General features: G+C 73.5%; 17 protein-coding genes and 1 riboswitch. Of the genes, 7 read left to right on the top strand and 10 right to left on the bottom strand.

What is annotated here, in order from left to right; genetic code table 11:
• Positions 1–24: 24 nt before the first annotated feature.
• Positions 25–630, bottom strand: coding sequence for a ScbR family autoregulator-binding transcription factor (locus tag WA788_RS01615; protein ID WP_435128314.1), 606 nt, complete (start codon positions 628–630; stop codon positions 25–27).
• A 156-nt stretch (positions 631–786) separates the two neighbouring features.
• Here WA788_RS01615 and WA788_RS01610 point away from each other — a divergent pair, with 156 nt between their 5' ends.
• Positions 787–1,734, top strand: a complete 948-nt coding sequence (locus WA788_RS01610) for a ScbA/BarX family gamma-butyrolactone biosynthesis protein (RefSeq protein ID WP_335970756.1) — start codon at positions 787–789, stop codon at positions 1,732–1,734.
• Positions 1,735–1,955: 221 nt separating this feature from the next.
• Entirely contained in the window at positions 1,956–2,624 is a 669-nt protein-coding gene (locus WA788_RS01605; RefSeq protein ID WP_335970755.1) for an HAD family hydrolase, read from the top strand.
• A 165-nt stretch (positions 2,625–2,789) separates the two neighbouring features.
• Here WA788_RS01605 and dhaL read toward each other — a convergent pair whose 3' ends face one another.
• From dhaL to WA788_RS01590, 3 genes are all read right to left on the bottom strand, one after another.
• On the bottom strand, positions 2,790–3,500 hold the full coding sequence (dhaL, locus tag WA788_RS01600) for a dihydroxyacetone kinase subunit DhaL (RefSeq protein ID WP_335970754.1): 711 nt from the start codon (positions 3,498–3,500) through the stop codon (positions 2,790–2,792).
• 128 nt (positions 3,501–3,628) lie between these two features.
• The gene (locus WA788_RS01595) at positions 3,629–4,642 is read right to left on the bottom strand and encodes a dihydroxyacetone kinase subunit DhaK (protein ID WP_335970753.1); all 1,014 of its coding nucleotides are present in this window, start codon (positions 4,640–4,642) and stop codon (positions 3,629–3,631) included.
• A gap of 339 nt (positions 4,643–4,981) precedes the next feature.
• A complete protein-coding gene (locus WA788_RS01590) occupies positions 4,982–5,824 on the bottom strand; it encodes an AraC family transcriptional regulator (RefSeq protein WP_335970752.1) in 843 nt (280 codons plus the stop codon).
• A gap of 54 nt (positions 5,825–5,878) precedes the next feature.
• Here WA788_RS01590 and WA788_RS01585 point away from each other — a divergent pair, with 54 nt between their 5' ends.
• Entirely contained in the window at positions 5,879–7,102 is a 1,224-nt protein-coding gene (locus WA788_RS01585; protein WP_443033942.1) for an MFS transporter, read from the top strand.
• A 71-nt stretch (positions 7,103–7,173) separates the two neighbouring features.
• Entirely contained in the window at positions 7,174–9,762 is a 2,589-nt protein-coding gene (locus tag WA788_RS01580) for an excinuclease ABC subunit UvrA (RefSeq protein ID WP_335970751.1), read from the top strand.
• A gap of 157 nt (positions 9,763–9,919) precedes the next feature.
• Here WA788_RS01580 and WA788_RS01575 read toward each other — a convergent pair whose 3' ends face one another.
• Together WA788_RS01575 and WA788_RS01570 are read right to left on the bottom strand one after the other, a co-directional pair.
• Complete coding sequence (locus tag WA788_RS01575; protein ID WP_335970749.1) at positions 9,920–10,228, bottom strand: DUF4031 domain-containing protein; 309 nt, start codon at positions 10,226–10,228, stop codon at positions 9,920–9,922.
• A 7-nt stretch (positions 10,229–10,235) separates the two neighbouring features.
• Positions 10,236–10,571, bottom strand: a complete 336-nt coding sequence (locus WA788_RS01570; RefSeq protein ID WP_335970747.1) for a hypothetical protein — start codon at positions 10,569–10,571, stop codon at positions 10,236–10,238.
• Between the two features lie 145 nt (positions 10,572–10,716).
• Here WA788_RS01570 and WA788_RS01565 point away from each other — a divergent pair, with 145 nt between their 5' ends.
• From WA788_RS01565 to WA788_RS01555, 3 genes are all read left to right on the top strand, one after another.
• Positions 10,717–11,685 (top strand): MurR/RpiR family transcriptional regulator, encoded by a 969-nt coding sequence (locus WA788_RS01565; protein ID WP_335970745.1) that lies wholly within the window; start codon positions 10,717–10,719, stop codon positions 11,683–11,685.
• Positions 11,686–11,779: 94 nt separating this feature from the next.
• Positions 11,780–12,709 carry an N-acetylmuramic acid 6-phosphate etherase gene (gene murQ, locus WA788_RS01560; RefSeq protein WP_335970744.1) on the top strand — a complete coding sequence of 310 codons (930 nt, stop codon included), beginning with the start codon at positions 11,780–11,782 and terminating at the stop codon, positions 12,707–12,709.
• A 48-nt stretch (positions 12,710–12,757) separates the two neighbouring features.
• Entirely contained in the window at positions 12,758–13,252 is a 495-nt protein-coding gene (locus tag WA788_RS01555) for a glutathione peroxidase (protein ID WP_335970742.1), read from the top strand.
• Positions 13,253–13,351: 99 nt separating this feature from the next.
• Here the strand turns inward: WA788_RS01555 and groL are convergent, their stop codons facing one another.
• From groL to thrC, 4 genes are all read right to left on the bottom strand, one after another.
• Positions 13,352–14,977: a chaperonin GroEL gene (gene groL / locus WA788_RS01550; RefSeq protein ID WP_335970740.1), complete on the bottom strand. Its 1,626-nt coding sequence runs from the start codon at positions 14,975–14,977 to the stop codon at positions 13,352–13,354.
• Positions 14,978–15,339: 362 nt separating this feature from the next.
• The gene (locus WA788_RS01545) at positions 15,340–15,543 is read right to left on the bottom strand and encodes a cold-shock protein (RefSeq protein ID WP_009339379.1); all 204 of its coding nucleotides are present in this window, start codon (positions 15,541–15,543) and stop codon (positions 15,340–15,342) included.
• Between the two features lie 513 nt (positions 15,544–16,056).
• A complete protein-coding gene (locus WA788_RS01540; protein ID WP_335970735.1) occupies positions 16,057–16,332 on the bottom strand; it encodes a ubiquitin-like small modifier protein 1 in 276 nt (91 codons plus the stop codon).
• Positions 16,329–17,645, bottom strand: coding sequence for a threonine synthase (thrC, locus tag WA788_RS01535; protein WP_335970733.1), 1,317 nt, complete (start codon positions 17,643–17,645; stop codon positions 16,329–16,331). Before thrC ends, WA788_RS01540 begins: the two co-directional genes overlap by 4 nt.
• Before the next feature lie 18 nt (positions 17,646–17,663).
• A riboswitch (SAM riboswitch) is annotated at positions 17,664–17,795 on the bottom strand.
• Positions 17,796–17,925: the final 130 nt, after the last annotated feature.

The following is a 17,925-nucleotide window of genomic DNA, read 5'->3' as shown; positions in this document are numbered from 1 at the left end:
TGGCCGCTTCCACCGCGCCCCGCCTCACAGCGCCAGGCAGGACCCCCCGGCCGCGCCCACCCGCGCCAGCAGCGCGGTCGCCTCGGTCCTGGCCCGCAACCCGGCGAGCAGCAGCAGCCACAGGTCGTAGAGCCGGTCCTCGATCTGGTCCCGCCCGTCGAGGGCGTCGGAGACGGTGTGCATCCCGAAGAACGCGTAGACCACGCCCACCGCGGCCGTCTCGGGCGCCAGCCCGCCCGCGAGTTCGCCCTGTGCGTCCGCCTCCCGCAGCAGGGAGCCCACCGTGTCGATCCAGCCGAGGAACGGCGCCGGCAGCGGGGCGTCGATGGCGCGACGCTCGGTCCACAGCCGGGACCCGGCCCGCACCACCACGTCGTCGCGGAAGGCGCGGGCGACCTCGAAACTCAGCGCCACCAGCTTCTCCAGCGCCGAGTCGTACGCCGCCCGGACCCGGGCGATCATCGCCGGCCAGGTGGCAAAGTGCGCCTCCACCACGGCGAGCGCCAACTGCTCCTTGTTGCCGAAATGGAAGTAGATCGCACCGCTGGTCCGCCCCGAGAGCGCGCTGATGTCGCTGATACTGGTGCCGGCATAACCGTGTTCGTCGAACAGCCGCGCCGCCGCCTCCACCAGACACCTGCGCGTCGTCTCCGCTCGCCCCTGCACATTCACCCCGATAGCCGCTTCGTCGCCGACCACGGCAATCTAGCGCGTCGCGAACGCCGAACCGCGCCGGGGGCGGACGACGCACGTGCGAATCAGCCGGACGTGAGTTCTTCTTATGGTATGAATCATTCGGTCGTGGATGGTTTCCCACGGAATTCCGGGAAGAACGATTCGCCGGGGCTGAGCTGGTCGCGCACGGTCGCCCGGGAAATGGTGCACCGCTCGTCGGTCGCCGAGGTACTGCTGACGGATGTCCGGCCGGACCGCGCGGGCGGGTTCGCGGCGGCCGCCTGCTGGCCGCGCTCGCACCCCACCTTCCCGCGCGACGGCTCGGACCTGCACAGCCCGCTGCTGGTCGCCGAGACGCTCCGCCAGCTGGGCATCTACCTGCCGCTGCGCTACTTCGGCGTCGCGCCGGACACCCATCTGCTCATCGGCGACCTGTACTTCGCCCTCGCGCCCGGCCGGGAGCCGCGGGTCGGGCACGGCGCCACCGAGGTGACCTGCGCGGTCGAGGTCGGCGCGGTCCGCCGGGACGCCGGCGGCGCGGTCACCGGCCTGCGGCTGGAGGTCCACTACGCGTGCGGCGGGCGGCAGTTCGCCCGGGCCGGCGGCAGCGCCCGCTTCCTCGACGGGGAGGGCTACGCCCTGGTGCGCGACCGGCACCGCGACCCCGCGCCACCCGCGGTGGCCGCGGCGCCGGACAGCCGCCCCTCGCCCGCCGCGCTCGCGGTCGCCGGCCGCGGCGACGTGCTGATCTCCCGCCGCGGCGGCGCCCTGGCCGTCGAACCGGCCGACCGGCGCCACCCGTTCTTCTTCGACCACGCCAGCGACCACGTGCCGGGGATGGTGCTGCTGGAGGCCGCCCGGCAGGCCGCGGCCGAGGCGAGCGGCGGCACGCTGCTGCGCCCGGTCAGCGGCCGCCTGGTGGCCACCCGCTTCACCGAGTTCGCGCCGCCGGCCCGGATCGAACCCGTGCCGCACCACCGCACATGTGTGTTCCGGGTCCGCCAGGGCGCGGCCTGCACCGCCTACGGCGTCCTGGGATACCGACGACACGCGGTGTGACTTATTGCATTCGCTTGACTCCCGTGCACAGCCGTCCATAACGTAATGATCGATATGTTCTCGGCGGTCCCCTCCGCATTCCGCCAAGTCCGCGGGATTTATGGACGCGCCCGTCGAGAGCCCGCGCCTGCCTGACGAAACAGCGCGCAGCCGCCTGTCGGCCCGTATTACCGACGACTCTCCCACGCGCTTTCAGGCATTCTCGAACGGACCTTCCCCCCATGACTCCTCACCCACTCTTTTCGTGGACCCCGACGGCGATTGTCTTCGACTGCGACGGCACGCTGATGGACACCGAACGGCACTGGCAGGACGCCCGCGACCTGACGCTCCGTGATTTCCGGCTCACGCCGGCGGAGGGTTTCGCCGAGCGCAGCAAGGGCCTGCACTACACGGAATGCGGCCAGCTGATGGCCGACGAATCCGGTCGGCCCGAGCTCGGCGGCGAAGTCACCGAGCGGCTGCTGGACCATTTCCGCGCCCTGGTCGCCGACGACCCGCAGACCATGCCCGGCGCGGGGGAACTCGTCGCCAACGCGGCGAAGTTCGCGCCCCTCGCGGTCGCCAGCAACTGCCCGCTCGACGTGGTGGACACCTGCCTGCGCACCGCCAACCTCCGGCAGCACTTCGACCACATCGTGGTGCCCGGGCCCGGCATCCGCCCCAAGCCCGCCCCCGACGTCTACCTCGTCGCCGCGCGCCTGTGCGGCGCCGACCCCGCCGAGTCCCTCGCCGTCGAGGACTCCGCCTGCGGCATCGAGGCCGCCACCCGCGCCGGCCTGCGCACCATGGGCGTCGGCCCCTGGCCGGGCGAGGACCTCGCGGCCACCGTCGACATCTGGGTGGCCTCACTCGACGACCCGAACATCTTCTCCTGGTCCGCCCGCTGACGGCGGCCCCCTGACCGGCGGGCGGCCCCGCGTCCCCGTGCCGCCGCCCGCCTCCCACCCGCCGCAGGGCCGACGTCGGCGCCGGCCCTGCCCCGGCATCCGGCCGGGTACGGCGCCGGACCGGATGCCGTGCCGGACCTGACAGCACGCCGGGCCGGCGCCGCGTCAGGCCAGATACGGCGTCAGGGTGGGCACCGCCTCGGCTGCCGAGGCGAAGAGCAGGGCGATCCCGACCGCCCCCGGGTCGGGCACGCCCGCCGCCCGTTCGCCGAGGTAGCTGGCGCGCCCGCGCCGGGCGGTGAGGCGGGCGGTGCTGCGGACACCGCCCCACGCGGCGGCGGCCGCGGCGGCCGTGGCGGCCTTCGGGTCGCCCGGCACCGCGCGGGCCCGCGCGGTCAGTGCGGCGCAGGCCGGCACGAGCGCGTCGACCAGCGTCTTGTCCCCGACCGCGGCCTCGCCGACCCGCTGGATCGCGGCCAGCCCGCCGCCGGCGCCCGTCGCCAGCGCGACGGCGGGCGGGCCGTCCCCGGCCGCCACCGCGGCCGCCATCTCCTGGAGCAGCAGCCCGAACAGCGGGCCGCTGGTGCCGCCGACCTCGTCGAGGAACGCGGAGGCCGCCGCCTCCAGCGGCCAGGCCGGTGCGGCCGAGGCGGGCGCCGACGCGCCGAGCCGGCGCAGCGCGGCCTGGAGCCCGGCCACCAGGTTCGCCCCGAAGTCGCCGTCGCCCACCTGCTGGTCGAGCGCCGTCAGCTCGGCCTCGGTGGCGGTGGCGGACGCGGCGAATCTGCGCACCCACCCGTCGGTGAACCCGGTGAGGTCGGCCGGGCGGAAGGGCTCGGAGAACTCCGGGAACCCGGTGTCGGTTGATGTGAGCATCGCTGCGTCTCCCGTCGTTGCCTGCCCGCTGGTCGCACCGGGCCCGGTGCGGTCTCACGGCAGTGGGCACCTGGTACTGGCGCCGGCCCACGGGCGCCCGCCGTACGGGCGCCCGGTGGCGGGCGCGGTCAGCCCGCCCGCGGTCGCCCGCACCACGCCGGGGCGGACGCGGGGGCGTCGTAGTACGCGAGCGTGGCGTCGTCGGCGGCCAGCAGCGTGAGCGAGAAGCCCCGCATGTCCAGCGCGGTCACGTAGTCGCCGACGAGGGTCCGTACGGTGGCGGCGCCGCGCTTGTCCAGCAGCCGGGTCACCTCACCCAGCACCGCGTACAGCTCCAACCGGGTGACGCCGCCCAGCCCGTTGACCAGGAGCACGACCTGTGCGCGCGGGCCGAGGTCGAGCGAGCCGACGAGCGCGGCCACCATGTCCTCGGCGAGGTCGCGCAGCGAGCGCTCCGCGAGGGTGTGGCGGGCCCGCTCGCCGTGGATGCCGACGCCGTACTCCACCGCGCCCGGCGGCAGGTCGAACGCGGGGCGGCCGGTCGCGGGCGAGGTGTGGGCGGCGGAGGCGACCGCGATGCTGCGGCACCGCGCGGCCACGTCCGTGCCCAGCGCGACCAAATCCGCCAGGCCCATCCCGGTGTCGGCGGCCGCTCCGAGGATCTTCTCGACCAGGACCGTCGCGCCGGTGCCGCGCCGGCCCGTGGCGACCTCGTCGGACTCCGTCGCCACGTCGTCGTCGACCAGCACCCGGCCGCAGGCGATGCCCTCCCGGGCGAGGCGTTCCGCGGCGATACCGAAGTTGATCTTGTCGCCGGTGTAGTTCTTCACCACGTGCAGCACCCCGTCACTGCCCGCGACGGCGCGCGACGCGGCGAGGATCTGCCGGTTGTGGGGTGAGGCGAAGACGCGGCCCGGGCAGGCGGCGTCCAGCATGCCGGTGCCGACGTAGCCGGTGTGCAGCGGTTCGTGGCCCGAACCGCCGCCCGAGACGAGGCCGACCCTGCGGGTCGGCGCCGGTTCCAGCGCTTGGACGTAGCCGTCGCGCTCGTCCCAGCGGATGTGCTCCGCGTGGGCTCGGGCGAAACCGGCCAGTGCTTCCCCCACCAGTTCGTCGGCTGCGTTCACGAAGTAAAGGCCCATGAGACGACCTCCTGTCACCTCATGCTGAGCGGTCCCCGGGACCGCGGCAACCGGACCCTCCCGGGTGCCCCCGGACCTGCTGTTTCGGGACCACCTGCTGGTGGGGGTCCCCCCGGGGCGCCACGTCCTGCGGGTGCCGGGACCTTGCGGTCCGCGGTGGCTGGTCGCGCAGTTCCCCGCGCCCCTGAGTAACTGCGGCTTGCACCGGCTTGCTCCGGAAGGACCCGGGCATGTCCAGGGGCGCGGGGAACGGCGCGACCAGCCGGATACCGGGCGCAAGGTCCCGGCACCCGCAGGAGGCGCCACCCCGGAGGGAACCCCCCACCGGGAGGTGGTCCCTCAGCCGGCAGGGTTGGGGCGGGCGGGGGGGCGGGCTCGGCCCCGCCCGGGAGTGGTGCCGAAGGTGAGGCGGAAGGCCTCGATGAAGGCGCTCGGGTTGGCGTAGCCGCAGGCGCCCGCCGTGGAGGTGACGGACCGCCCGCCCGCGAGGAGCGTGAGGGAGTGGTGGAGCCGGAGTTGGGTCCGCCACTGCGGAAACGTCATGCCCAGCTCGCTCTGGAAGAGCCGGCTGAGCGTGCGTTCACCGGCCCCCACCGCGGCCCCGAACTCCGCGAGGGTGCGCGGGTCGGCGGGGTCGGCGTGCAGGAGCGCGGCGACGGCCCGCAGCCGGTCGTCCGCGGGCGCGGGCAGATGCAGCGGAAGCGCCTTGACCCGGCGGAGTTGGACCAGCGCGACGCGTTCGAGGTCGGCCCGCTGCGCCGGGGTGTAGGGCGGGTGGGCGCCGCCGGGCGGCTCGGTGAGGGCGACGACGAGTTCGCGCAGCAGCGGCGGTACGGCGACCACGGTGGGCCGGTCGTCGCCGAACGGCCCGTGCCCGGGCGGGAACGACAGCGTGCGCATGTCGGTGCGGCCGTGCGCCTCGTGCGCGTGCGGCACCCCCGCCGGAATCCACACCGCGCGGTGCGGCGGCACCACCCACGCACCGAGCGGCGTGGACACCCGCAGCACACCGCTGCTCGGGTGAATGAGCTGGTGCACGGCGTGGTGGTGCCAGTCGATGCGCTCGCGGTGCAGCAGTTCGTGGCGGGTGGGACCGTCCAGCGGGCGGGGCGCGGGCCCGCCCGGCGCCGGTGCCGCGGGCCTTTCGGGCGGCTCCGCGGCCGATTGGCGGGTTGTCGGCATAAGTCGACAGACTATCGGTAGCCGACCGTGCCCGCCGCTCGGCAGGCTGCCGGTATGACCCGAAGTGCCGATACGGCAGACCCCCGACCGGACTCCTCCGGTCCCCCGGCCCCCGCCCCGGCCGAGGCCGCGGCCCCGGCCCGTACGACCTGGCAGCGGATGCGGCTGTGGGGCGTCGCGCACGCCGTCGACGACCTCTACCAGGGCCTGGTCCCCGCGACCGTGCCGTATTTCGTGCTGGACCGGCACTACGGCTACGTCGCCGCGTCCGGCCTCACCCTCGCCGCCACCCTGGGCAGTTCGGTGCCGCAGCCGTTCATCGGGCTGGCCGTGGACCGGATGCGGCTGGGCTGGCTCGCGGGCGCCGGGGTGGCGCTCGCCGGGATCGCGCTGGGCCTGTCCGGCGTCGTGCCCTCGTACGCCGCCGTGTGGTGCCTGATCATGCTGTCCGGGCTCGGCATCGCCATGTTCCACCCGGCCGCGGGGAAGTCCGCGCGGGAGGACGCGGGGGACAGCGCCGCCGCGATGAGCGTCTTCGCGGCGGGCGGCAGCGTCGGCTTCTTCCTCGCGCCGGTCCTCGCCACCCCCGCGCTGATCGCGTGGGGCGTCGGCGCCACCGCCCTGTTCATCCCGCCCGCCGTCCTCACCGGGTACGTCCTGCTGCGCCACCGCGCCCGCCGGGCCCCGTCCGCGTCGGCCGCGAGCGGCGGCGGGGTGGACCGATGGGGGCCGTTCGCCGCGCTGACCTGCGTCGAGGTGGTGCGCTCGGTGGCCTTCTTCGGGGTGAACACCTTCATCGAGCTGTACTGGATCAGGCATCTGCACGCCTCCCGCGGCCTGGCCGGGGCCGCGCTCACCGGCTTCCTGGCCGGCGGGGTCGGCGGCACCCTGCTGGGCGGGCGGCTCGCGGACCGGATCGGCATGGTCCGCACCGTGCAGGCGGGCGGCGCGCTCGCGCTGCCGATGCTGGCCGGGCTGCTGCTGGCCCCGGGCAGCATCGCCCCGCTGCTCTTCGCGGTCCTCACCGGGGTCTGCCTCAACCTGCCGTTCGCCGTGCTGGTCAAGCTCGGCCAGGACTACCTGCCCACCCGCCCGGGCACCGCGGCCGGGGTGACCCTCGGGCTCGGGGTCAGCGTCGGCGGCCTGCTCTCCCCGCTGCTCGGGCTCGTCGCCGACGCGCACGGGCCGCGCGGCGCGCTGACCGCGCTGCTCGTCGTCCCCCCGGTCGCCCTGGCCCTCGGCCTGCTGCTGCCCGAGCCGTCACGCGCCGCCGGGTGACCGTACGGCGCAGGGCCTGACGGGCGGGGGCCGGACATGCCGAGGCCGGGCGCCGGTGGGAGAGTGGACCGGTGGGCAGTGATCACGGCGGCGCCGCGGACCGGTTCGTACGCGTCAGGGGCGCCCGGGTGCACAACCTCGACGGCGTCGACGTCGACGTGCCCCGCGACGCGCTGACCGTCTTCACCGGCGTGTCCGGGTCCGGCAAGTCCTCGCTGGCGTTCGGCACCCTCTACGCCGAGGCCCAGCGGCGGTACTTCGAGTCGGTCGCGCCCTACGCCCGGCGGCTGATCCAGCAGGTGGGCGCGCCGAAGGTGGAGGAGGTCAGCGGGCTGCCGCCGGCCGTCGCGCTCCAGCAGCGGCGCGGCGCGCCCACCTCCCGTTCGTCGGTCGGCACCGTCACCACGCTGTCGAACCTGCTGCGGATGCTCTTCTCCCGCGCCGGCAGCTATCCGCCGGGCACCGCCGAACGGCTGGACTCCGACGCCTTCTCGCCGAACACCGCGGTCGGCGCCTGCCCGGAGTGCCACGGCCTGGGCCGGGTGCACCGGGTCACCGAGTCCTCGCTCGTCCCCGACCCGTCACTGAGCATCCGCGAGCACGCGATCGCGGCCTGGCCGGGCGCCTGGCAGGGCAAGAACCTGCGCGACGTGGTGGACGCGCTCGGCTACGACATCGACCGCCCGTGGCGGGAGCTGCCGCAGGCGGACCGGGACTGGCTGCTGTTCACCGACGAGCAGCCGGTGGTGACGGTGCACCCGGTGCGCGAGGCCGGCCGTATCCAACGCCCGTACGAGGGGCGGTTCATGAGCGCGCGCCGCTATGTGATGCGCGCGTTCTCGGAGTCGAAGAGCCCGGCGACCCGGCGGCGGGTGCAGCGCCATCTGGTGAGCGCGCGGTGCCCGGTGTGCGGGGGCAAGCGGCTGCGGCCGGAGGCGCTGGCGGTCACCTTCGCCGGGCGCGACATCGCCGAACTGGCCGCGCTGCCGCTGGCGGAGCTGGCCGGGGTGCTGCGGGCCACCGCGGGCCTGGCGGCGCCCGGCGCGGCGACCGCGTCGGCGGTGTCCGGCGAGGCCACCGAGGCCGCGGTGGCCCTCGCCCGGGACCTGGTGGCGCGGATCGAGGTGCTGACCGGTCTGGGCCTGGGCTATCTCGGCATGGACCGCCCGGCGCCGACCCTCTCCCCCGGCGAGCTGCAACGGCTGCGGCTGGCCACGCAGTTGCGCGCCGGGCTGTTCGGCGTCGTCTACGTGCTCGACGAGCCGTCGGCCGGGCTGCACCCGGCGGACACCGAGCCGCTGCTGACGGTCCTGGAGCAGCTGCGGGCCGAGGGCAACACGCTGTTCGTGGTGGAGCACGACATGGACGTGGTGCGCCGCGCGGACTGGGTGGTCGACGTGGGCCCGGGTGCGGGCGAGCGCGGCGGGCGGGTGCTGTACAGCGGCCCGGTGCCGGGCCTGGCCGGGGTCGGGGAGTCGGCCACCCGGCCGTACCTCTTCGGCGCCGGGGACACGGATACGCCCCCCGGCGGGGCGGGGCGTGAACCGCGGGCGCCGGGCGGGTGGTTGCGGCTGCGCGGGGTGGACCGGCACAACCTGCGCGACCTCGACGTGGACGTGCCGCTGGGGGTGTTCACCGCCGTGACGGGCGTGTCGGGTTCGGGCAAGTCGACGCTGGTCAGCCAGGTGCTGGCGGAGGTGGTGACGGCCCGTCCGGCACCGGACGGCACGGCGGAGGGCGCCGACGACGGGGACGGTGCCGAGGGGGACGGTGCCGACGAGGGGGCCGGGGAGCCGTGGGAGGAGGGCGGGGCCGGCGGTTCCGCGCGAGACGCGGTACGGGTGCGGGTGGTCGAGGGCGCCGACGCGGTCGACCGCCTGGTCCGCGTGGACCAGCGGCCCATCGGCCGCACCCCGCGCTCCAACCTGGCCACGTACACCGGGCTGTTCGACGCGGTGCGCCGGGTCTTCGCCGCCACCGACGAGGCGCGGGCCCGCGGCTACACCCCGGGCCGGTTCTCGTTCAACGTGGCGGCCGGGCGCTGCGAGACTTGCCAGGGCGAGGGGTTCGTCGCGGTCGAGCTGCTCTTCCTGCCCGGTACGTACGCGCCCTGCCCGACCTGCCACGGCGCCCGCTACAACCCGCAGACCCTGGAAGTCGCCTACCGGGGGCGGAACATCGCGGAGGTGCTGGACATGCCGGTCGACACCGCGGCCGGGTTCTTCGCGGACGTGCCCGCGGCCGAGCGCGGCCTGCGCACGCTGCGCGACGTGGGCCTGGGCTACCTGCGGCTCGGCCAGCCCGCCACGGAGCTGTCCGGCGGGGAGACCCAACGCATCAAGCTCGCCACCGAGTTGCAGCGCGCCCGGCGCGGCCACACCCTCTACCTGCTGGACGAGCCGACGACCGGCCTGCACCCGGCCGACACCGACCTGCTGATGCGGCAGTTGCACGGGCTGGTCGCGGCGGGCAACTCGGTGGTGGTCGTCGAGCACGACATGGGCGTGGTGGCCGGGGCGGACTGGGTGCTGGACCTCGGGCCGGGCGCGGGTGACGACGGCGGCCGGGTGGTGGCGGCCGGCCCGCCGGCGCAGGTGGCCGCGGCGGTGGGCAGCAGGACCGCCCCCTACCTCGCGCGGAGGTTGACGCGCGGAGATTGACGCGCGGCGGGAGGAGCCCCCTCCGCGCCTCCCACCACGCCGACCCGTAGCCGCCGAAGCGCGCTGGGTCACCAGTGGTGAATTTCGCAGCCAAACCTGTTAATTGTCAAGATAATTTGAGGAGCATACAAGCCCCCTGGTCCGGGAGCGGCGGACCTCAGCGGCCGGGCTCGGCGGGCACGCCGGGGGCCGGGCGCGGGCCGGGCGGGCGCGGCTTCCTGCGGCGCAGGCCCGCCGCTGTCAGCCGCCGCACCAGTTCCTTGCTGCCGACTTGGACGGCGCCGAGCCGCACCGCCGCCTCGTAACTGGCCGCGGGGATGTCGTAGTGGTCCCGGTCGAACGCCCGCTCGGGTGCGCCCAGCCGCCGGGCGAACCCGTGCAGCTCGTCGTAGGAGCGGTCGCTCACCAGGTGCGACCAGACCCGGCCGTGGCCCGGCCAGGTCGGCGGGTCGATGTACACGGTCATCCGCACTTCACCCGCCCAGCGCGCCGACCGGGGCGACCGCCTCGCCACGGGCCTCGCACACCCAGTGCGGGTCCGCGCCCAACTCCGGCTCCACCGCCAGCGCGTGCGGGTCGTCGCACCGCGGGCACAGCGGCCACCGGCCGCGGGTCTCCAGCAGCGCGTCCTGCATGTCCTGCGCCAGCAGGCCGGGTACGAACTCCGCGCCCTGCGGCCACTGCTCCAGCCACCAGCGGCGCTTGCTGAGCGCGGCCTCCAGCAGCGAGACCACCTCGGCGTCGGCGGCGTCACGGGCTCTGAGGTCGGCGAGGACGCGGGCGCGGGCGTCGTGGAGGACGGTTTCCATCGTTCCATTGTGCAACCGGTCCAGGTCCCGCCCGCGCCGCCCGCCGGAGCGGGCCGACGACGGGCCGACACGGGGCCGAGGCCGGGCCGACACGGGGTCGACGCAGGGTTGACGCGGCCGCGGCGCCGAAAATACCTTTCAGCAGGTGACCTACAGCGTGAAGGAAACTTTCTCCCCGAGCGTCCGCGCCCTTCGGGGCGTACCCGGCGCGCCCGCATCTGTCACGGCCCCCGATCCGGGGGCCCTCGCCGCGAAGGTCCGCACCCTCGCGCCGTCCATGACCCGCTCCATGCAGCGCGTCGCCGAGGCCGTCGCGAGCGACCCGGCCGGCTGCTCCCACCTCACCGTCACCGCCCTCGCGGTCCGCACCGGGACGAGCGAGGCCACCGTGGTGCGCACCGCGCGCCTGCTCGGCTACCCCGGCTACCGCGACCTGCGGCTGGCGCTCGCCGCGCTCGCCGCCCACCAGGCCACCGGCGCCGCCCCCGCGGTCACCGCCGACATCGCCGTCGACGACCCGCTCGGCGACGTGGTCACCAAGCTCGCGATGGAGGAGCAGCAGACCCTCGCCGACACCGCCTCCCAGCTCGACACCTCCCAACTGGAGGCGGCCGTCGTCGCGTTGGCCGCCGCCCGGCGCACCGACATCTACGGCATCGCCGCCTCGGGACTGGTCGGCCAGGACCTGGCGCAGAAGCTGCTGCGGATCGGGCTGATCGCGCACGCCCACGCCGACCCGCACCTGGCGGTCACCAACGCCGTCCAACTGCGACCCGGTGACGTGGCGTTGGCCATCACCCACTCCGGCACCACGCAGGACGTGATCGAGCCGCTGCGGGTCGCCTTCGACCGCGGCGCCACCACCATCGCGATCAGCGGCCGCGCCGACGGCCCGGTCACGCAGTACGCCGACGTGGTGCTCACCACCTCCTGTTCCCGGGAGAGCGAGCTGCGGCCGGCCGCGATGTCCAGCCGTACCAGCCAACTCCTCGTGGTGGACTGCCTGTTCATAGGCGTCGCGCAACGGACGTACGACGACGCCGCGCCCGCGCTGTCCGCCTCCTACGAAGCACTCGCCCACCGGCACACCCACCGCGCCCCGCGCCCCAGTTGACGGGCGGCGCCCGGCCACCCGCCCGCCCGACCACCCGCCCCGCCTGCCCGCACGTCCTCGACGAGCCGACCCGAGAAGGATGAACGAGCCGCACATGACCGACCAGTACACCGCGCTGCGCCGGGAGTTGGACACCCTCACCACCGAGGCGTTCCGCCCCGAACTCGCCGAGATCGACCGGCGCTCCACCCTGGAGATCGCACGCCTCATGAACGGGGAGGACCTCACCGTGCCGGCCGCGGTCGCCGGGCAGCTCCCGCAGATCGCCACCGCCATCGACGGGATCGCCGCCCGGATGGGCCGCGGCGGCCGGCTGGTCTACGCCGGCGCGGGCACCGCCGGACGGCTCGGCGTGCTCGACGCCAGCGAGTGCCCGCCGACCTTCAACACCACGCCGGGACGCGAGGTGGTCGGTCTGATCGCGGGCGGCCCGGAGGCCATGGTCACCTCGGTCGAAGGAGCCGAGGACAGCAAGGAGCTGGCCGCGGCGGACCTGGACGCGCTGGCGCTGACCGAGGCCGACAGCGTGGTGGGGATCTCCGCGTCCGGCCGCACCCCGTACGCGATCGGCGCCGTGGAGTTCGCCCGGCGGGCCGGCGCGCTGACCGTCGGGCTGGCCTGCAACGCCGGCTCGCCGCTGGCCGCGGCGGCCGACCACGGCATCGAGGTCGTGGTGGGCCCCGAACTCGTGGTCGGCTCCACCCGGTTGAAGGCCGGCACCGCGCAGAAGCTCGTGCTCAACATGCTCTCGACGATCACGATGATCCGGCTCGGCAAGACCTACGGCAGCCTCATGGTGGACGTCCGCGCGTCCAACGAGAAGCTGCGGGCGCGCTCGCGGCGGATCGTCGCGCTGGCCACCGGGGCCGCCGACACCGCGATCGAGGAGGCGCTCAGCGCGACCGACGGCGAGGTGAAACCGGCGATCCTCACCCTCCTGGCGAAAGTGGACGCCGCCGAGGCGGCCCGCCTCCTCACCGCCTCGAACGGCCACCTGCGCAAGGCGCTCGACGCGGCGACCTGAAGGCGGTACCGGCCCCGGCGGGCTCCGGTCCGGGAGGATGATGGGGGCATGAGCGATCTCAATGAAGTGGCCGTGACCACGTTGGCGGGCGAGGCGAGCACCTTCGGGCAGTTGACCGGCGGCAGCGCCGCGCTGGTGGTCAACGTGGCGAGTCAGTGCGGGCTGACCCCGCAGTACAGCGCGCTGGAGGAGTTGCACAAGGAGCTGTCGGGGCGGGGGTTCACCGTCGTCGGGTTCCCCTGCAACCAGTTCGGCGGCCAGGAGCCGGGGACGAGCGAGGAGATCGCGGAGTTCTGCTCCACGACCTACGGTGTGACCTTCCCGATGGCCGGCAAGATCGAGGTCAACGGCCCGGGCCGGCACGCGGTGTACGACGCGCTGACCGCCCGGGCGGACACCGCGGGCGAGGCGGGCGACGTGCAGTGGAACTTCGAGAAGTTCCTCGTGGACTCCTCGGGCCGGGTCGTCGGCCGCTTCCGCCCGGGGGTCACCCCGGACGACCCCGAGCTGCGCACCGCGATCGAGGCCGTGCTCGCGGGCTGACCCCGCCCGGGGACACCACGCCCGGACGCGACGGCGCCCCCTTCCCCGCGTAGGGAAGAGGGCGCCGTCGTGGTGCGAAGGACGCTGACCGCTTGAGGATCAGAAGTCCATGTCACCGCCGGGCATGCCACCCGGAGCGGCGGCGGCAGCCGCCTTCTCGGGCTTGTCGGCGATGACGGCCTCGGTGGTGAGGAAGAGCGCGGCGATGGAGGCCGCGTTCTGCAGCGCGGAGCGCGTCACCTTCGCCGGGTCGATGATGCCCTCGGCGACCAGGTCGACGTACTCGCCGCTCGCCGCGTTGAGGCCGTGGCCGGGGGTCAGGCTGCGCACCTTCTCCACCACGACACCGCCTTCGAGGCCGGCGTTGACCGCGATCTGCTTCAGCGGGGCCTCCAGGGCGATCTTGACGGCGGCAGCGCCGGTCGCCTCGTCACCCTCCAGCTCCAGCTTCTCGAAGACGGCGGTCGCCTGGAGCAGGGCCACGCCGCCACCGGCGACGATGCCCTCCTCGACGGCGGCCTTGGCGTTGCGCACCGCGTCCTCGATGCGGTGCTTGCGCTCCTTGAGCTCGACCTCGGTGGCGGCACCGGCCTTGATGACGGCCACGCCGCCGGCCAGCTTCGCCAGGCGCTCCTGGAGCTTCTCGCGGTCGTAGTCCGAGTCGCTGTTCTCGATCTCGGCGCGGATCTGGTTGACCCGGCCGCCGACCTGCTCGCTGTCGCCGGCACCGTCGACGATGGTGGTCTCGTCCTTGGTGATGACGACCTTGCGGGCGCGGCCCAGCAGGTCCAGGCCCGCGTTCTCCAGCTTGAGGCCGACCTCTTCGGAGATGACGGTGCCACCGGTGAGGATGGCGATGTCGCCGAGCATGGCCTTGCGGCGGTCACCGAAGCCCGGAGCCTTGACGGCGACGGACTTGAAGGTGCCGCGGATCTTGTTGACCACCAGGGTCGACAGGGCCTCGCCCTCGACGTCCTCGGCGATGATCAGCAGCGGCTTGCCGGACTGCATGACCTTCTCCAGCAGCGGGAGCAGGTCCTTCACTGCGGAGATCTTGGAGTTGACGATCAGGATGTAGGGGTCGTCGAGCGACGCCTCCATCCGCTCCAGGTCGGTGGCGAAGTAGGCGGAGATGAAGCCCTTGTCGAAGCGCATGCCCTCGGTGAGCTCGAGCTCGAGCCCGAAGGTCTGCGACTCCTCGACGGTGATGACGCCTTCCTTGCCGACCTTGTCCATGGCCTCGGCGATCAGCTCGCCGATCTGGGTGTCGGCGGCGGAGATGGAGGCGGTGGAGGCGATCTGCTCCTTGGTCTCCACGTCCTTCGCCTGCTCCAGCAGCGCGGCGGAGACGGCCTCGACGGCCTTCTCGATGCCCCGCTTGAGGGCCATCGGGTTGGCGCCGGCGGCTACGTTGCGCAGACCCTCCTTGACCAGGGCCTGGGCCAGGACGGTCGCGGTCGTCGTGCCGTCACCGGCGACGTCGTCGGTCTTCTTCGCGACTTCCTTGACCAGCTCGGCGCCGATCTTCTCGTACGGGTCCTCGAGCTCGATCTCCTTGGCGATGGACACACCATCGTTGGTGATCGTGGGAGCGCCCCACTTCTTCTCGAGGACCACGTTGCGGCCCTTGGGGCCGAGGGTGACCTTGACGGCGTCGGCGAGCTGGTTCATCCCGCGCTCAAGGCCGCGCCGTGCCTCCTCGTCGAACGCGATGATCTTGGCCATGGTGAAGTGTCCTCCGCGGACTGGGTTGTTTGCGCTCGGGACCGTGTGGTGCCCGCGACGGACGGCCCGCCGGCCGCCGGTTCCTTCCCGACGTCCGCACGGCCCTCACCGACCCGGCCCTGCTGTCACTCTCACGTGGAGAGTGCTAACGCCAATGATTAGCACTCACCCCCTGCGAGTGCAAGCGGTTCACCCCGGGGGCCGAGCCGCGTACAGGGTTGCCCCCGCGCCCGGCGGCGCCCGCAAGACGCCCGCTGGGCACCCGCAGGACGCCCGCTGGACGCACAGGAGCCGCCTCCCGCGGACGGGGGCGGCTCCTGTGTACTGCCGAGGTCGCGTCGATGGTCGAACGCGCCGTGAAGTCAGCCGGCGAGGCGGACCATGTCCGCCTGCGGCCCCTTCTGACCCTGCGAGATCTCGAACTCGACCCGCTGGCCTTCTTCGAGGGTGCGGTACCCGTCCATCTGGATCGCGCTGTAGTGGACGAAGACATCCGCACCACCGTCGACCGCGATGAAGCCGTAGCCCTTCTCCGCGTTGAACCACTTGACGGTGCCCTGAGCCATCCCTAACTCCCCTATTGCTGGCCCTATCGCGGCCCCGCACTTCGCGGGCCCGGGTCAGACCTCACCCGCCCGCGGAACCCGTGCCTTTGACAGGTGGGAACCCTGGGGGGCGTGCGCCGGAACGCGTCGACCGCGGCTGAATGTATCTGCACGGATGCCGTCTGCAACAGGTCAATCGGACGAGAATTCTGGGCGCGACCCATCGGAAATCGCCTGAGAAATAACGATAAGGCAGGGCAAGCCGGGCCGGACATAGCGGACGAAAAGGAGAATTCGCTCGTGAATTTGGCGATAAATCGCCGTGGCCGCGCCACACCTGGGGTCCATGCCACGGGATTGCCTACGGCAACTGTACAACTCTTCAACTACCGCTCCGGCACACGCATGCCCCGCTCACCCGAAGGGGTGAACGGGGCACAAACCGCCCGAATCCGGAACCGCCGCCCAACTCCCGCTGGGCGGCGGCCGGTTCACTCGGCGACCGGCGGGCAGATCCGGTGGCCGGCCGGAGGTTCAGCCGCCTGCGACCGCGGGAATGATCGAGACACTCGCGCCGTCCGGCACGACCGTCTCGAGCCCCTGGGAAAACCTCACGTCGTCGTCGTTGACATACACGTTCACAAAGCGGCGCAGCTTTCCCGCGTCGTCGAGCACGCGCGCCGAAATTCCCTTGTGATCGCGCTCCAGGGAGTCGATCACTTCGGCGAGGGTGGCACCCTCGGCCGGCACCTCGGCCTGGCCGCCGGTGTAGGTGCGGAGAATGGTGGGGATACGTACGGAAGCACTCATGCGAGGCCAGCCTCTCGGAATGCGGCAAGGGTCGGGCGGATGGTCGCGGTCGGCCCGGTGGTCGGCGCCACCGCGTCCAGGGTCTTCAGTCCGTCGCCGGTGTTGAGCACGACGGTCTCGGTGGCCGGGTCGAGCTGCCCGGACTCGATCAGCTTCTTCAGCACACCGACGGTCACCCCGCCCGCGGTCTCCGCGAAGATGCCCTCGGTCCGCGCCAGCAGCTTGATCGCGTCCACGATCTGCGCGTCGTCCACGTCCTCGACGGCCCCGCCGGTACGCCGGGCGATGTCCAGCACGTACGGGCCGTCCGCGGGGTTGCCGATCGCCAGCGACTTGGCGATGGTGTCGGGCTTCACCGGCCGTACGACGTCGTGCCCGGCCTTGAAGGCCGTCGACACCGGGGAGCACCCCTCGGCCTGGGCGCCGAAGATCTTGTACGGCTTCTCCTCGACCAGGCCGAGGGCGATCAGCTCCTTGAGGCCCTTGTCGATCTTGGTGAGCTGGGAGCCGGACGCGATCGGGATGACCAGGTTGTCCGGCAGCCGCCAGCCGAGCTGCTCGGCGATCTCGTAGGCGAGCGTCTTGGAGCCCTCGCCGTAGTACGGGCGCAGGTTGACGTTGACGAAGCCCCAGCCCTCGCCGATCGGGTCGCCGATCAGCTCCGAGCAGAAGCGGTTCACGTCGTCGTAGCTGCCCTCGATGCCGACGAGTTCGCCGCCGTAGACCGCGGCCATCACGACCTTGCCGGCCTCCAGGTCGTGCGGGATGAAGACGCAGGAGCGCAGGCCCGCCCGGGAGGCGGCGGCGCCGACGGCGCCGGCCAGGTTGCCGGTGGAGGAGCAGGACAGCGTGGTGAGGCCGAAGGTGCGGGCGGCCTCCAGCGCGATCGCGACCACCCGGTCCTTGAAGGAGTGGGTGGGGTTGCCGGAGTCGTCCTTGACGTGCAGGCCGCCGGTGATGCCCAGTTCGCGGGCGAGGTTGTCGGCCTTGACGAGCTTGGTCCAGCCCGGGTTCAGGTTGGGCTTGCCGGCGACGCCGGCGGGCACCGGCAGCAGCGGGGCGTAGCGCCAGATGTTGGTCGGGCCGGCCTCGATCCGGGCGCGCAGCGCCTCGGGGTCACCGGTCGGCAGGTCGTAGGCCACTTCCAGTGGCCCGAAACACTCCAGGCACGCGAAGACCGGGCTCAGCGGGTAGCGGGTGCCGCACTCCCGGCAGGACAGCGCCGCGGCCGGGCCGAACGGTGCGGGGGCGGCATCGGCACCCTGGGTGCCGGCAGCGGAGTCGGTGGTGCTTGCGACGGTTTGCGCAGCCATGACAGGCGAGGCCCTTTCTCCTCATCTTCCTCGCACGCGGGCGCGTCACGAGACGGAATTGGCACCTTCCCCACCGTGCGTGACCTCGCGGTCGGCGGGAGGGTTGCCGGGGCTTCTACGGGCCGTTCCCTCTGCCCCTCTGGATGAGCGGTATGGCGACCGGGTCGGTACGGACCGGGCCCGTCGCGTTTGTGCGCGTCACGCCCCCGGCATGCGGTGGCGTCACGCGTTGTTCAAGACTGTAACCGACACAGGTGACGGTTGAGGTAGCCGTCCGCAC

Origin of the sequence: Streptomyces sp. CA2R106 (assembly GCF_037034245.1) — a bacterium.
Lineage (GTDB): Bacteria > Actinomycetota > Actinomycetes > Streptomycetales > Streptomycetaceae > Actinacidiphila.
Note: the sequence above shows the minus strand (reverse complement) of the source record. Positions and strands in the feature narration are given on the sequence as shown.

What these genes read in the sequence shown, in the direction of transcription:
- WA788_RS01610 (WP_335970756.1), top strand. Translation starts at nt 787, where the DNA reads ATGAATCATTCGGTCGTGGATGGTTTCCCACGGAATTCCGGGAAGAAC.
- WA788_RS01605 (WP_335970755.1), top strand. Translation starts at nt 1,956, where the DNA reads ATGACTCCTCACCCACTCTTTTCGTGGACCCCGACGGCGATTGTCTTC.
- dhaL (WP_335970754.1), bottom strand. Translation starts at nt 3,500, where the DNA reads ATGCTCACATCAACCGACACCGGGTTCCCGGAGTTCTCCGAGCCCTTC.
- WA788_RS01595 (WP_335970753.1), bottom strand. Translation starts at nt 4,642, where the DNA reads ATGGGCCTTTACTTCGTGAACGCAGCCGACGAACTGGTGGGGGAAGCA.
- WA788_RS01590 (WP_335970752.1), bottom strand. Translation starts at nt 5,824, where the DNA reads ATGCCGACAACCCGCCAATCGGCCGCGGAGCCGCCCGAAAGGCCCGCG.
- WA788_RS01585 (WP_443033942.1), top strand. Translation starts at nt 5,879, where the DNA reads ATGACCCGAAGTGCCGATACGGCAGACCCCCGACCGGACTCCTCCGGT.
- WA788_RS01575 (WP_335970749.1), bottom strand. Translation starts at nt 10,228, where the DNA reads ATGACCGTGTACATCGACCCGCCGACCTGGCCGGGCCACGGCCGGGTC.
- WA788_RS01570 (WP_335970747.1), bottom strand. Translation starts at nt 10,571, where the DNA reads ATGGAAACCGTCCTCCACGACGCCCGCGCCCGCGTCCTCGCCGACCTC.
- murQ (WP_335970744.1), top strand. Translation starts at nt 11,780, where the DNA reads ATGACCGACCAGTACACCGCGCTGCGCCGGGAGTTGGACACCCTCACC.
- WA788_RS01555 (WP_335970742.1), top strand. Translation starts at nt 12,758, where the DNA reads ATGAGCGATCTCAATGAAGTGGCCGTGACCACGTTGGCGGGCGAGGCG.
- groL (WP_335970740.1), bottom strand. Translation starts at nt 14,977, where the DNA reads ATGGCCAAGATCATCGCGTTCGACGAGGAGGCACGGCGCGGCCTTGAG.
- WA788_RS01545 (WP_009339379.1), bottom strand. Translation starts at nt 15,543, where the DNA reads ATGGCTCAGGGCACCGTCAAGTGGTTCAACGCGGAGAAGGGCTACGGC.
- WA788_RS01540 (WP_335970735.1), bottom strand. Translation starts at nt 16,332, where the DNA reads ATGAGTGCTTCCGTACGTATCCCCACCATTCTCCGCACCTACACCGGC.
- thrC (WP_335970733.1), bottom strand. Translation starts at nt 17,645, where the DNA reads ATGGCTGCGCAAACCGTCGCAAGCACCACCGACTCCGCTGCCGGCACC.